Origin of the sequence: Micromonospora sp. NPDC049114 (genome assembly GCF_040648635.1) — a bacterium.
Taxonomy (GTDB): domain Bacteria; phylum Actinomycetota; class Actinomycetes; order Mycobacteriales; family Micromonosporaceae; genus Micromonospora.
The window spans coordinates 226,418-239,843 of sequence record NZ_JBEZEA010000005.1 but is presented as its reverse complement, the minus strand read 5'-3'; the positions used below and the strand labels follow the sequence as shown (position 1 = coordinate 239,843).

At 72.9% G+C, this 13,426-nt stretch carries 12 protein-coding genes; 2 read left to right on the top strand and 10 right to left on the bottom strand.

Translation table 11 applies throughout. The features are described 5' to 3' along the window. Positions 1 to 25: 25 nt before the first annotated feature. The 10 genes from AB0B39_RS17930 to AB0B39_RS17885 form a co-directional block, all read right to left on the bottom strand. On the bottom strand, positions 26 to 1,246 hold the full coding sequence (locus AB0B39_RS17930; RefSeq protein WP_357574844.1) for an MFS transporter: 1,221 nt from the start codon (positions 1,244 to 1,246) through the stop codon (positions 26 to 28). Continuing rightward, positions 1,237 to 2,472 (bottom strand): ATP-grasp domain-containing protein, encoded by a 1,236-nt coding sequence (locus AB0B39_RS17925; RefSeq protein ID WP_357574843.1) that lies wholly within the window; start codon positions 2,470 to 2,472, stop codon positions 1,237 to 1,239. The genes AB0B39_RS17930 and AB0B39_RS17925 overlap by 10 nt, the downstream gene beginning before the upstream one ends. Further along, positions 2,469 to 3,257: a phenylalanine--tRNA ligase beta subunit-related protein gene (locus AB0B39_RS17920; protein ID WP_357574842.1), complete on the bottom strand. Its 789-nt coding sequence runs from the start codon at positions 3,255 to 3,257 to the stop codon at positions 2,469 to 2,471. The genes AB0B39_RS17925 and AB0B39_RS17920 overlap by 4 nt, the downstream gene beginning before the upstream one ends. Further along, entirely contained in the window at positions 3,254 to 4,543 is a 1,290-nt protein-coding gene (locus tag AB0B39_RS17915; RefSeq protein WP_357574841.1) for an MFS transporter, read from the bottom strand. Before AB0B39_RS17915 ends, AB0B39_RS17920 begins: the two co-directional genes overlap by 4 nt. Next, the gene (locus AB0B39_RS17910) at positions 4,543 to 5,832 is read right to left on the bottom strand and encodes an amidohydrolase family protein (RefSeq protein WP_357574840.1); all 1,290 of its coding nucleotides are present in this window, start codon (positions 5,830 to 5,832) and stop codon (positions 4,543 to 4,545) included. Before AB0B39_RS17910 ends, AB0B39_RS17915 begins: the two co-directional genes overlap by 1 nt. A 33-nt stretch (positions 5,833 to 5,865) precedes the next feature. Continuing rightward, positions 5,866 to 6,516, bottom strand: coding sequence for a prephenate dehydratase (locus AB0B39_RS17905; protein ID WP_234581768.1), 651 nt, complete (start codon positions 6,514 to 6,516; stop codon positions 5,866 to 5,868). After that, positions 6,500 to 7,924 (bottom strand): phenylacetate--CoA ligase family protein, encoded by a 1,425-nt coding sequence (locus tag AB0B39_RS17900; protein ID WP_357574839.1) that lies wholly within the window; start codon positions 7,922 to 7,924, stop codon positions 6,500 to 6,502. The genes AB0B39_RS17905 and AB0B39_RS17900 overlap by 17 nt, the downstream gene beginning before the upstream one ends. Before the next feature lie 64 nt (positions 7,925 to 7,988). Further along, positions 7,989 to 8,699 carry an SDR family oxidoreductase gene (locus AB0B39_RS17895; RefSeq protein ID WP_357574838.1) on the bottom strand — a complete coding sequence of 237 codons (711 nt, stop codon included), beginning with the start codon at positions 8,697 to 8,699 and terminating at the stop codon, positions 7,989 to 7,991. Beyond that, a complete protein-coding gene (locus AB0B39_RS17890; protein WP_357574837.1) occupies positions 8,696 to 9,289 on the bottom strand; it encodes an aminodeoxychorismate/anthranilate synthase component II in 594 nt (197 codons plus the stop codon). The genes AB0B39_RS17895 and AB0B39_RS17890 overlap by 4 nt, the downstream gene beginning before the upstream one ends. Continuing rightward, entirely contained in the window at positions 9,286 to 10,749 is a 1,464-nt protein-coding gene (locus AB0B39_RS17885) for an anthranilate synthase component I family protein (RefSeq protein WP_357574836.1), read from the bottom strand. The genes AB0B39_RS17890 and AB0B39_RS17885 overlap by 4 nt, the downstream gene beginning before the upstream one ends. Positions 10,750 to 11,163: 414 nt before the next feature. On the opposite strand from AB0B39_RS17885, the gene AB0B39_RS17880 reads away from it, so the two are divergent. Then, positions 11,164 to 12,513, top strand: coding sequence for a PLP-dependent aminotransferase family protein (locus tag AB0B39_RS17880; RefSeq protein ID WP_357489570.1), 1,350 nt, complete (start codon positions 11,164 to 11,166; stop codon positions 12,511 to 12,513). Between the two features lie 48 nt (positions 12,514 to 12,561). After that, positions 12,562 to 13,413, top strand: a complete 852-nt coding sequence (locus AB0B39_RS17875) for a nucleotidyltransferase domain-containing protein (RefSeq protein ID WP_357574835.1) — start codon at positions 12,562 to 12,564, stop codon at positions 13,411 to 13,413. The last annotated feature ends 13 nt before the right edge of the window (positions 13,414 to 13,426 follow it).

Here is a 13,426-nt window from a genome sequence, read left to right as displayed (position 1 = left end):
GCCTCTTCCGATGCGGGGTGGGGTGTCAGGGACTGGCGGTGGCCGGTTCGGCGAGTGCCGGCACGGGCCGGACGGCCGGTCGGATCCGCAGCACTGCGAACGCGACCATGCCGACCACCGGGGTCAGCAGGAGCAGCAGGAGAACGGGATGGTGGCCCTGGGTCTGCCAGATGAAGCCGAGACCCATCGGCACGACCAGCCGGGCGGAGCTGAGCACGAAGGCGTTCAGGGCCATGAAGCCGCTGACCCGGTGCTCCGCCACGTGGTCGGCGATGTAGGTGGGCACCACCACCGACGCGATGATCTCGCCGAGGGTCCAGACCACTGTGGAGAGCAGCACGGCGGGCAGCGAGAACGCGAACACCAGGACGGCCATCCCGGTGGACCAGAGCAGCCCCGCCACGATCAGCAGGACCCGGGTCGAGTACGCCTTGATCCGCTTCTCGATCAGCAGGCTGGCGCTGACCACGACGACGCTGTTGATGGTGTAGACCGCCCCGACCAGCGCCACCGACGAGTGCAGCACCGTGGTGACCGCGAGGGGCAGCGTGTATTCCAGGCCGATCAGCGGCGCGACGTAGCAGAACGAGACGAGCACCAGCACCGCCACGTCGATGTCGCGCAACAGCCCGGCCCGGCCGGTGCTCGCGGCCGACGACGACGTAGCGGCACGTCGGGTGTCCGCCGGTACGAAGAGCCAGATGGTGGTCGCCGCGAGCAGCCCGAGCAGGATGTTGCCGGCGAACATCAGCTGGTAGGAGAAGGCCGCCGCGAACCCGCCGAGCAGCGGGCCGACCCCCATGCCGAGGTTGTTGGCGAGGTAGCTGACCGTGTACGCGAAGGGCCGCTCACCGGGCTCGGTCAGGTCGGCAATAAGCGTGTTCGCCGCTGGCGCGAACATCCCCATCCCGACCAGCGCGACGAAGAGCAGCACCGCGTACGTCCAGGTGGGACCGTTGACCAGGGCGAGGCCCAGGTAACCGGCCGCGTTGAGCAGCAGACTCGACACCAGCGCGGCGCGTCGGCCGGCCCGGGCGCAGACCGGGCCGCTGAGCAGGCTGCCGGCGAGCAGGCCGGTGCTGCCGACGGAGATCAGCACGCCCGCCTCGCCGGTGCTCAGGTGCCGGCTCTGCACGAGGTAGACCGCGAGCAGCGGGAACACGAACATGCCGGCCCGGTTGATGAAGGAGGCGTAGACAAGCATCCGCAGCGGGCGCGGCAGGGCCCGGAACCGGGTCAGCCACATGACGGCTCCCCCACCGGCTCGGTGCGCACCTCGAAGGAGTCCCGGATGACCTTGAACCGGGCGCGGACGTCGTCGAAGTCCCGCCCCTCGCAGACGTACCAGCCGAGCACGTCGTTGGAGGCGGTCGGCACGGCGAGCACGTCCCCGACCGCCTTCCACACGTCCGCGTCGCGCACGGCGTCCAGCGCCCGCAGCTCGTCGGCAGTGGTGATCGCCGTGATCCGGCCGTACCTGTCAGAGCACAGGTATTCGGTGCCGATCTCCGGGCCGAGGGTGGCCGCCGGCACGTGCTCCGGGTCCAGTTCCAGGCGGCACCACTCCCCCGCCAGGTTGATCCCCCGACCGGCCTGGATGGCGGGGACGATCGAGCCGCCGCCGGCCCGGGCGGCAGCCTCGCCGAAGACGACCTCGCCGTCGTCGCGGAGGAAGAACTCCACGTGCGCCACGCCGGTGCGCATCCCGAAGCCGCGCAGCACTGTGGCGCTGGCGGCCAGGATGCGCCGCTCCGCCGGGGTCAGACCGTGCTTGCGGGAGACCGTGCCGCCGGGCTCGTCGCGGAACTCCAGGACCGAGTACGTGTAGCGGGAGAGCTGCTCGAAGACCACCTCGCCGTCGCGCAGCAGCGAGTCGACGTGGTACTCGGCGCCCCGGACGTACTCCTCCACCCGGTAGTCGTGCCGGTCGTCGGCGACCAGCGGCCACACCCGGGCCAGGTCCTCGGTGGAGTCCACCCGGTGGGTGTCGCCGCAGGCCCAGCCGGCGTACGGCTTGATCACCACCGGCCAGCCCACCTCGGCGGCGAACTCGGCGACCGCCCCCACCGTCTCGGGGCGGCACGAGCGGGCCACCGGCACGCCCAGCTCGGTGGCCCGGCGGTGCATCACGTTCTTGTCCCGGAAGGTCAGGGCCTCCTCCGGGTCGAGGCCGTCGATGCCGTGGTCGCGCCTGCAGTACGCGGCGGTCAGCACGTCACCCTCGAAGAGCGGGAAGATGCGCCCCACCTGATGCGTGGCGACGATCGTCGCGACCACCGAGCGGACGGCAGCGGTGTCGTCGAGGTCGGCGTGGTAGCAGGGCAGGCCGGCGGCTTCCGGGGCGGGCTGCCCGGTCGGCAGCAGCGCCACTGTGGTCACGCCCAACTCGGCTGCGGCGGCGACAACGCTGCGGAACTGGGCCGCGTACCGGCCGGCCGCCGGCCGGTAGATCACCAGGATCGCGCGGTTCACGGACGGCTCCCCCGGTGGTTGCCGGCGGGGCTGAGCGGCCCGGCGGTACGCAGGACGGCGCTTGTCGTCCCCACGTCGAGCACCGCCTCCTGTCGCGGGGCGTCGGACTCCTCGTCGAGGGCGGCGGCCAGCCGGGCCAGCGCGTCCACCACCTCCGCCCGGCCGCCGGGGTGGGCCGACTCGACGGTGAGCAGCAGCCGGTGCCGGCCCAGGTCGGTGCGGACCAGGTGTCCCTGCCGCCAGTTCCAGCGCCGGGAGTGGGCCCGCCCGTCGGCGTCGGCGTAGATCACCTCCCCCGGTTCGGGGCGCTCCGGCGCGTCGGGCACACCGAGGGGCAGGAACGTCTCGGTGCCGTCGGCCGGTCGGACGACGATGTCGGTGATGCCGTCGACAGCGCACGAGGCCACCGGCAGCGCCGCGCCGAGCGAGACGGCGTTGCAGAGGTCGACAAGGGCGTTGATCCGGGGCAGCCGGTCGCCCTTGGCGACGCGTCGGGCGATCGACTCGGCGGCGCACGGGAACCGGTTCGGGTTCACCCCCACCGTCCGGTACGCCTCCCGCCACGCGGCGATGCCCGGCAACTCGGCAACCCCCGCCTTGTCCAGGCCGGCCGCGTGCAGCGCGTCCTCGGCGGCGGTCAGCAGCGCCGACACGCTGGGAGGCGCCGGGGCGACCTCGATCGTCGGCACGGCGAGCACGCCGAGGACGTAGTCCGGCACTGCGGTCAGCACCCGGTCGTCGATGCGGACGGTGAGGGTGTCCGCACCGTCGCTGAGCTGGGTCATCGTGATCCTCGTGAGGTTCGGGTCCGATTGTCGGTCCGACCGTACGCAGCGGCACGACCACCGGGTGTGGCCAATCCGGGGTGATCCGGTGTGGCCAATCCGCCGGTCGACGGCCTGTCGTCGCGACGGCCGAGACGGACCCGCGCGCCGAGCAGCGTGGTGCCCACCGCCAGGACGCACAGCGCGGCGCCGACCGGCCCGAGCAGGTCGAGGGCGTCCGCGCCGCCGTGACGCAACAGCCTGTTGCCGAGGAAGCCGCCGAGGGCGATGCCCAGGAACGTGGCCGAGGAGTTGAGGGACAGCAGCAGCGGCCCCGAGGTCGGGGCGATCGTGAAGAGCCGGTGCTGCTGAGCCGGCTGCGTGGCCATCGCGGTGACGCCCCAGGCCGCCATGGCCAGCGCGGCCGGAAGCAGCGCCTGCCGGGTCAGCGGCAGCGTGACCAGCACCAGGGCGAGCCCGGTGATCGAGACCACCAGCACCGGCAGGCCACCGAAGCGGTCGGTGGCCCGCCCACCGAGCACCGTCCCGGCGACCGCCGGCACACCGAAGACGAGCAGCAGCACCGCGAGCAGCGTCCCGTCGCCGTCGGTGGCCGGCGCGAGCAGCGCCCCGACGTACGTCAGGGCCAGGTAACCGCCGGTCATGAAGAGCGCGGTGGTGAGCACCGCCAACCCGACGCGGCTCTCGCGGGCCGGGGCGAGCCGGGCCGCCAGCGACGGGCCGGGCGGCAGCGCCAGCTGAGGCAGGCCGACCAGCACCGCCACCGCGCAGGCGGCGCCGAGGGCGGCGAGCAGCCAGAAGGTGGCCCGCCACTGCAGGTCGGCGGCGAGCCAGGTGCCGAACGGCACCCCGACCACGGTGGCCGCGGAGAGGCCGCCGAGGACCACGGCCATGGCCCGGCCGCGCCGCTCGGGCGGGGCCAGCGCGGCCGCCGAGGCGGTGGCGGCGGGGACGTAGAGCGCGGCGCTGACCGCCGTGAGGACCCGGGCCAGCAGCAGCAACGGCAGGTCGGGGGCGAGCGCCGAGGCGACGTTGCCCACTGTGAACCCGACCAGCGAGATCACCAGCACGGTACGCCGTTCCAGCCGGCCGGCCAGCGCGCCGAGCACCGGGGCGGCGACGGCGTACGCGAGGGCGAAGACCGTGCTCACCCACCCGGCCGAGGCGACGCTCACCCGCAGCGTGCGGGCCACCTCGGGGAGCACCCCGGCGACGACGAAGGTGTCGGTGCCGATGGCGAACGCCCCGACGGCGAGCAGCGGGACGACCGGCACGGACCGCCGCATCACGCGACTCCCGCCGGCTGCCCGGCGCGGTAGCGGGTGGCGTCCCCGGCGACCACCCGGCCGCCCAGCAGCACCAGCTCGATCGCCTCCGGCCGGCCCAGCACCGTGATGTCCTCGGCCGGGTCGCCGTCGGTGACCACCAGGTCGGCCAGCCGACCCGGCTGCACCGTGCCCGCCTCGTCGCCCCGACCGGCCAGCCGCGCGCCGTTGGCCGTGGCCCAGGTCAGCACCACCGGCGCGGGAATGCCGGCCATGCTCACGTAGGTCTCCAGCTCCTCGGCGTACCGGCCGTGCGGGGTCCAGGCGAAGCCGAAGTCGTCGCCGGCCACGATCGGGATCCCCATCTGCACCATCAGCGGCAGGATGCGCAGGGTGTTCTCCACCTCGGCCTGGAATTCCAGGGTCTCCAGGTACTCCGGGGTCTTGCCGTGCCGGGTGCCGTCGGTGAGCAGCCGGTACGGCTGGTGCAGGCTCGGCACCACGAAGATGCCCCGCTCGGCGATCGCCTCCAGGGCCGCGTCGTCGGCGTAGGTGGCGTGGTCGATCACGTCGACCCCGGCGGCGATGGCGTTGCGGATGCCGCCCAGCCCGCGCGAGTGCGCCCGGATGCGGACCCCCCGCTCGTGCGCCGCCCGCGCCGCGATCACCAGCTCCTCGGCGGTGAACAGCAGCTCGTGGGAGCGGCCGTTGGGGAACGTGTCGTCGCCGGTGGAGAAGACCTTGATGATCTCCGCGCCCTGCTTGACCTCGGTGTCGACGTACTCGATCAGCTCTTGCGGGGTGTCGGCCAGCCGCATGAGGTCGCTCGGGATGCGTTGCTTGACCGCCGGGTTGCGGCGCTCCGGCGGACCGGACACCATCAGGTCCCGGCTGCACGGGGTGATGCGCGGACCGGGCAGCCGGCCGGCGTCGATCGCCCGGCGCAGCGCCATGTCGATGCCGGCCACCGAGCCGGCGCCGACGAAGGCGGTGTAGCCGAGGCGCAGCATCGCCGCCGCGTTGGCGGCGGCCCCGAGGGTCACCTCCGGGATGCTGTACTTGAACAGCATCTCCCGACCGTCGAGCACGTTCAGGTACGCGATGTGGGTGTGGCCGAGCGTCATGCCCGGCATGACCGTCCGGCCGTCGAGGTCCAGGACGTCGACGCCCGGGTCGTGCAGGGGCGCCTGCGCCTCGGGTAGCACGGCCACGATGCGCTCGCCGTCGAGCAGCACGCTGTGGCGCGGCCGGGAGGGCACCCCCAGTCCCTCCTGGACTGTGGCGCGGTGCAGCAGCATTCGTCGGGACACGAGGCGTCTCTCCGGTTCTCTCGGTGTCTGGTCTCAGCGGCGGCCGAACAGGGTCCACACGATCTCGGCGCCCGGGCGGCGGGCCACCCACCGCAGGCCGTGGCGCTCGACCCCGGGCGCGTTGGTCACCGCGAGGTCGGCGCCGCCGGCGGCGAGGATCTCGGCGGCGTGCTGGGTGGAGTCGGCGTCGACCCACCGCACCGACCGGTCCCGCAGGGCCGGTGGCGCGAGGTCGGTGAAGATCCGCCGGACCTCCCAGAGGGCGGCCACGGCGAGCTGACCCCCGGAGGCGTCCGGGTCGCGGTCCGGCTGGGCCGCGATGCCGTACTCCGGGGTGGCCTGGGCGAAATAGGCCTCCAGCCGCAGGTCCCGGTGCCAGTGAAAGCGGGTGAGCCCCTGATAGGCGCTCGGCACGAGGGCCTGGTCGACGCGCCGGTCCACCAGCGCCGCGAGCACCGCGTCGAAGGTGTCGGACAGCTCGACGCGCAGGCCGTGCCGCTCGGCGAGGAACACCGCGGTCAGGTGGCTGGACGTCCCGGGCGGGCCGAGGGTGGCCAGCGTGGTGCCGGGCCGGCTCGCCCAGCCGTCCACCACGCTGCGCCAGCGCCGCCCGTACGCCTCGGCGAGCGGCCCGGGCAGCGCCGGCACCCGCTCGTCGGCGACTGTCTCAGGTGGTGTAGCCACGGTTGCCCGCCATCCGCTGCGCCACCTGGGTCTCGTGGTCGGCCTCGACTCGCCGGTCGACGATCCGGGCGGCCTTCCAGCTCACGAAGGCGCCGGTGCTGACGATGGGGTCGAGCCCGTCGGTCAGCTCCACCTCGACGGGTACGCCGAGCGCGGCGGTGGCCCGCTCCCGGACGCCGTCGGCCACCCCGGCGGGGTCGTCGACGAGTTCCTTGAGCAGTTCCAGGCGGACGGTCAGCCGGTCGCCCCCGGCCGCCGGGTCGTGGTCGATCACCACCTGGTAGCCGCCGGAGCCGGTGACCCCGGTCAACACGGCCGTCTCGACCTGGCCGGCGGTGAAGCGTCGACCGCCCAGCTCGATGCGGTCCAGCGTCCGCCCGACGATCTGCACGAGGTCGCCGGCCATCTCGCAGTCACAGTCGGACGCCTCGACGATCACCGCGTCGCCGGTGCGGTAGCGGACCAGCGGCTTCACCCCGTCGATCAGCATGGTGACGGTGAGTTCCCCGCTGCCGCGCGGGCCGTGCGACGCGCCCGTCTCCGGGTCCACCACCTCGATGAGGTAGTTGGTCTGGGAGAGGTGCATCCGCTTGTTGCGGCAGGCGGTGGCGATGACGAACGCCTCCTGCGAGCCGTACAGGATGTTGTAGACGTCCGCGCCCCAGACGGATTCCAGGTTTCGGGCCAGCGCCGGGGTGCACATCTCGCCGGTGACGAAGAGCAGCTTGACGGCGAAGTCCTCGCGCAGCCGGTAGCCGTAGTGCTCGGCCGCCTTGGCGAGCATCATGGCCACACCCGGCGTGCAGCAGACGACCTCCAGCTCCAGGTCCTTCATGAGCTGCAACGCCTTGGCGAACCCGATCACCGGCGAGTACGGCCAGATCTTCGCGTTGAGCGAGCCGACGTTGCGGGCGATGTCACCGAGGGTGTCGCCGAAGGAGTGCACCTCGGTCGGGCCCATCAGCCCGATCCGCGGCGGATGGTCGCCGAAGTGGTGGCGGAAGATCGACGCCCAGGACTCGGTGACGTGGGCGTTGCTGGCCACCACCTCCCGACCGTCGCGGGGGCACGGTGTCGCGCGGCCCGTCGTGCCTGTCGTCTCGTAGAAGAAGACCCCGTCGGCCAGCGGTCGGCTGAGCACGTCGAGCATCTCCTCGCGCAGGTGCGTCTTCGTCGTGAAGGGCAGCCGGTCGAGGGTCGCCGGGGTGATCGTGGCGAGGTCCACGTCGGCCAGGTGCCGGGCGTAGAACGGCGACCCGGTCGTCACCTGGTCCAGGACCGTGCGCAGTTGGCGTTCCCGCCACGCGTCCAGGTCGGCCGGGTCGAGGGTGCGGTCGTAGAAGGCCTTGTGCAGGGCCAGGTAGTCGACGGCGAAGTCGGCCGCCGGTCCAGTGGTCGGAAGCCACATGGTCGGGATCCTCTCCAGGGGTGCGCCGGCTGCGGTGCGATCGGCGCTCGGGCGGTGACGCGACTCAGTGCAGGCCGCCGTTGACGTCCACCACCGTGGCGGTGACGTAGCTGCTGGCCGGGTCGGCGAGCCAGGCGACGGCCGCGGCGATCTCGGCCGGTGTGCCGAACCGGCCGACGGGGATCCGGGCCCGGTAGTCGTCCCGACGCTGCGCCGGAATCCGGGCGGCCATCGGGGTCTCGACCAGGCCGGGAGCCACCGCGTTGACCCGGATGCGGTGCTCGGCGAGCGACCGGCCGAGGCTGTGGGTGAGCGCGATGCAGGCGCCCTTCGACGCCCCGTACGCGGCGTCCGGGCTGCCGGACTGCCCGCTGATCGAGGCGACGTTGACCACCGTGCCCGGCCGACCCGCGCTGATCAGGGCGCGGGCGAACGCCTGCGTGCAGAAGAACGCGGCACCCACGTTGACGTCGAACACCTGCGCGTACGTCTTCGGGTCGTAGTCGAGAAAGTCGCGGGCGTGGTAGACCCCGGCGTTGTTCACCAGCACCTCGGGCAGGCCGTACCGCTCGCGGATGTCCGCGAAGAGCCGCTCGACCTGTTCGGGCACTGCCACGTCGGCGACCAGCGAGGCGTACGCCGCCGGGTCGCCGCCCGGGTCGACGTCGACGCCGAGCACGCGGTGCCCGGATGCGGTCAGGGCCGCCGTCACGGCCCGGCCGATGCCGCCGGCCGCCCCGGTGACCACGGCGAGGGGTGCCGACCGGTCGGTCATGACGGTCCCGCCGTCAGCGCCGGCGACGCGCTGCGCAGGAAGTTGTCGAACAGGCGCAGCCCGTCCTCGGTGAGCACGCTCTCCGGGTGGAACTGCACCCCCTCGACCGCCAGGGCCCGGTGTCGTACCCCCATCACGTAGCCGTCGTCGGACGACCGCGCGGTGACGTGCAGGGCCAGTGGCGCCGGGTCCGCGACGATGAGCGAGTGGTAGCGGGTCACGGTGAGCGGGGCGGGTGCGCCGTCGAAGACCCCTCGACCGTCGTGCGTGACGACGCTGGTCTTGCCGTGCATCAGGTGCCGGGCGACCGCGACGGTCCCCCCGTACGCGAGGCCGATCGCCTGATGTCCGAGGCAGACGCCGAGCAACGGGACCTGGCCGGCGAAGGCGTGCACCAGCTCCACGTGCCCGGACTCGGCGGGATGACCCGGGCCGGGGCCGAGCACCACCGCGTCCGGTCGCAGGGCCGCGAGCTGGTCGCTGGTCCGCGTCCGGGAGCGGACCACGACGGTCCGCGCGCCGAGCGTCCGCAGGTACTGGTCGATGATGTGGGTGAAACTGTCGTACGCGTCGACGAGCAGGACCTTCACGACAGCAGCTCCGCACCGGTCAGGGCCCAGAAGGTGGCGTTCATCTTGGCCAGCGTCTCCCGCCACTCGTCGCCGGGCGTGGAGTCGGCCACCACTCCTGCGGACGCCTGGGTGCGGTAGCGCCGGCCGTCGTGCACTGCGGTGCGGATGCAGAGCGCGAGCACGGCGTACCCGCGGACGTCCACCAGGCCGACGGCGCCCGCGTAGACGCCCCGGGGCTCGTCCTCCAGGCCGTCGATGATCTCCATCGCCCGCAGCTTCGGCGCACCGGTCATGGTGCCCGCCGGAAAGGTGGCGCAGATCGCCGCCCACACGTCGGCGTCGTCGGCGAGCTGGCCGGAGACGGTGGAGACCAGGTGGTGCACGTACGCGAACGGCTCGACGTCGAACATGGAGTCGACGCTGAGCGTGCCGGGCACACAGACCCGGCCGATGTCGTTGCGGCACAGGTCGACAAGCATGACGTGCTCGGCCCGTTCCTTCTCGCTGGCCGCCAGTTCGGCCACCCGTCGGCGGTCGGCCTGGGGGTCGGTGGCCCGGGGCGCGGTGCCGGCGATCGGGCGCATCGACAGCCGGCCCTGTTCGATGCGCAGGAACAGCTCCGGGCTCGCGCCGATGACGGTCTGGCCGGCCCACGGGGTCAGGTACATGTACGGCGACGGGTTGCGGTGGCGCAGCCGTCGGTAGACCTCCAGCGGCGTGAGCGTGGTCTCCACGTCGATGCGGTGGCCGATCTGGATCTGGTAGCTGTCCCCCACCTCGATGTGGCGCAGGCACTGCTTCACCCGGGCGGCGAACGTCTCCTCGTCGACGGTGTCCCGCACCAGGCTCGGCGGCGGGGCGGCCGGCACGTCCAGGTGGCCGTCGGCCGGGCCGGGAAGGTCCGGCAGCCGGGCGGCGGCGTCGTCCCGCGGCAGGTGCGGGCCGGAGGCGGAGAGCTGGCGCACCGTGCCGGCGCGCAGGTCCCACCAGACGGTGTGCCGGAACAGCGCGAGTGTGCAGCGTGGGATGTCGTCGACGACCCGGTCGACGGAGAGCTCGTCCATGTCCCGCGCGGCCTCGTACGCCAGGGTGGTGAGGAAACCGAAGGCGAAGCTGTCGGCGGGGACTGTGGTGCGGACCGCGAACGCCCGCTGCACGGCCCGGACGGCGGCCCACACCTCGCTCGGCCCGGCGACCGGCCAGATCCGCTGGGCGGCGCGGCGCCGGACCGGCTCGCCCAGCACGGCGGTCAGCACGGCGGCCAGGGCGTCGCCGAGCGCACCCTCGGCGGTCACCTCCAGCCGGTCGGCGATGAACCGCACCTCGGCGAGAAGGCCCCAGCCGACGGCCGCCGCACACCGGTCCTGCGCCGGACCGTCCAGGCTTTCGAAGAGATACAGATCGTTGTCAGCGCAACTTTCCGCGAGTGCCGTATAGAGCGACAATGGATCGATCGACGGCAGTGTGACAGATGTCACCTCTACGGGAATTGAGTTGGTCAATGGTGTATGCGCCACCGCCATCGAATGCGACCGGATGGGCCACGTGGCGAGTTCGGTTGACAATAGGGACACTTGCGGAACCCCCTCTGAACAGCCCGATTTCCGCGCCACCGTTGGCGCTGACCCCGCCGATGACACGGCAGGTCGGACCCTTCCCCCCAGACGAAAGGACTCGCACGACCACTCCGACACCGGCGACGAAGGCGTCCGCATTGGACATTCTCGGAACGTACGCCCTGATTCGCCGGTCAGTGAGCGGTTGCGCGCCCGGCCAACACTTTCCACAGGCACGGATCACGCTGTCCATACCACTTCGGCGATCTCGGAGCGGACCACTTGTCACTGAATCTAAGCCTGTCAATAGACGCCCAATCACGTGAAACGCTGGCGGTGCAGCTCCGTAACGCATTTCGTACGCAGATCGAGGAGGGCACACTGCGTCCCGGCACGCGCGTGCCGTCGAGCCGGCAACTCGCCGCCGATCTCGGGGTGTCCCGCAGTGTGGTCGTCGAGGCGTACGAACAGCTCTGCGCCGAGGGGTACCTCGTCTCCCAGCACGGCTCGGGCACGTCCGTGGCGGCGGCACGTGCCGACGTCGGCTCGGCGCTCACCCCGGACGACCGCGCGCCCGCGGCGGCGGTCCACGACCTGCGCACCGGCGGGCTGCACGACTCCACCTTCCCCCGCCAGGACTGGATCCGGGCGGTCAGCGCGGTTATCACCTCGGCCGGCCGCCGCGAGCTGGGGTACGCCCCACCGTCCGGCCTGCCCGTCGTCCGGCACACCCTCGCCGGCTACCTGGGCCGGGTACGCGGCGTCCGCACCCGACCGGAACACCTCATGATCACCTCAGGCTTCGCGCAGGGCCTCGCGCTGCTCTGCCGCGAGCTGCGCGACCGGGGACACGACACCATCGGGGTGGAGGATCCCGGGCACCCGGGCGAGTGGGAGTTCATCGCCGAGGCCGGACTGTGTCCGGTGGGCATCCCGGTGGACGGCGACGGCATCCGGGTCGACGCGCTGGCCGCGAGCGGGGTCCGCGCCGCGCTCGTCACCCCGGCCAGCCAGTTCCCGACCGGGGCCACGCTCAGCGCGCAACGCCGGGCGCACCTGGTCGCCTGGGCGCAGGAGGTGGACGGCTACCTCATCGAGGACGACTTCGACGCCGCCCTGGTCGCCCCGGCGCAGCGGATGCCGGCGCTGCAGAGCCTGGCACCGGACCGGGTGATCTACGCCGGCAGCGCCAGCAAGGTCCTCGCCCCGGCACTGCGCCTCGGCTGGCTGGCCACCCCGCCCGACCTGACCACACGCGTCGAGCGGATCCGCGCCGGCTGGGACATCGGCTGCTCCGGGCTGGAGCAACTCGCCCTCGCCCGGCTGATCGACACCGGCGCGTTCGACAGGCATCTGCGCCGACTCGGCGCCGACGTGCGGAAACGCCGTCAGACGGTCCAGCAGTTCGTCTCCCGCCACCTGCCCGACGTCACGGTCCTCGGTCCGAACGGCGGGCTCCAGGCGTACCTGGTGCTGCCGGCGCGGTGCGCCGAGGAGGCGTTGGTGCAGGCGGCCCGCCGTCGGTCGGTGCTGGTGCGCGGCGGCCGCTTCTACGCCCTCCGCACGGACGTCCGGCCGCCGGCGCTGGTCGTCGGCTACGCCGGCGTACGCGGCCCCGAGCTGGGCCGCGGCCTGGCCGGGATCGCCGCGGCGTACCGGGAGACGATCGGCGGCAGCGGTTCGTGAAGCGGTAATGCGCTTGGTTCAGGCGGCCGGCTCCGGCAGAGTGCTCCGGTGACCGCACGGGGCCTGGACATCGACGGAACCATCGCGCGCGAGGGCTCGCTGGGGCAGGTCCCGGCGGCGTTCGTCGACGTCGTCGCTGCGGCACGCGCGCGGATCGTCGACTCCTTCGGCGACGGTCGACTGCACAGCGCCTACCTCTACGGCAGCATCCCGCGCGGCACCGCCAGACCCGGGATCTCCGATCTCGACCTGCTGCTCGCGCTGCACGCGGAGCCGACCGACGCGGACCGGCGGCATGCGGAGCGGATCGAGCAGGCCCTCGACGAGTCCTTCGCCCAGATCGACGGCGCGGGCATCCTGCTGTTCAGCACACGCACCCTGCTCAGCGAACTGGAACGCCACGACCTCGGCTTCTTCGTCGCCTGCCTGTGCACTCCCCTGCTGGGCGACGACCTCGCCGACCAACTCCCCCGTTACCGGCCCACCCCGTTGCTCGCCCGCGAGACCAACGGCGACCTGTCACTCGCGCTGGCGCCCTGGCGCCGCCAGGCCGCCGAGGCGGAGACCGACGACCAACGCAAGGTCCTGAGCCGGCTCGTCGCCCGTCGCGTCGTCCGGACCGGATTCACGCTGGTCATGCCTCGCTGGGGCGGCTGGACCAGTGACCTCACGGAGTCCGCCGCCGCGTTCGGGTCCTACTATCCCGAACGTGCCGGGCAGATGCGCAGGGCTGCGTTCGTGGGTCGCGCACCGTCGCCGGACCCGGCCGTCCTGCACGAGCTCATCGACGACCTCGGGCCGTGGCTCGCGACCGAGTACGCGGCCGTGCACGGCGAGAAGACCGACCGCCCCGGACATCATGCGGCGCCGGCGCCTGGTTCAACCACCGCCGAGTCCTGAGGCCGGTGCCCGG

What these genes read in the sequence shown, in the direction of transcription:
- AB0B39_RS17930 (WP_357574844.1), bottom strand. Translation starts at nt 1,246, where the DNA reads ATGTGGCTGACCCGGTTCCGGGCCCTGCCGCGCCCGCTGCGGATGCTT.
- AB0B39_RS17920 (WP_357574842.1), bottom strand. Translation starts at nt 3,257, where the DNA reads ATGACCCAGCTCAGCGACGGTGCGGACACCCTCACCGTCCGCATCGAC.
- AB0B39_RS17915 (WP_357574841.1), bottom strand. Translation starts at nt 4,543, where the DNA reads ATGCGGCGGTCCGTGCCGGTCGTCCCGCTGCTCGCCGTCGGGGCGTTC.
- AB0B39_RS17900 (WP_357574839.1), bottom strand. Translation starts at nt 7,924, where the DNA reads ATGTGGCTTCCGACCACTGGACCGGCGGCCGACTTCGCCGTCGACTAC.
- AB0B39_RS17895 (WP_357574838.1), bottom strand. Translation starts at nt 8,699, where the DNA reads ATGACCGACCGGTCGGCACCCCTCGCCGTGGTCACCGGGGCGGCCGGC.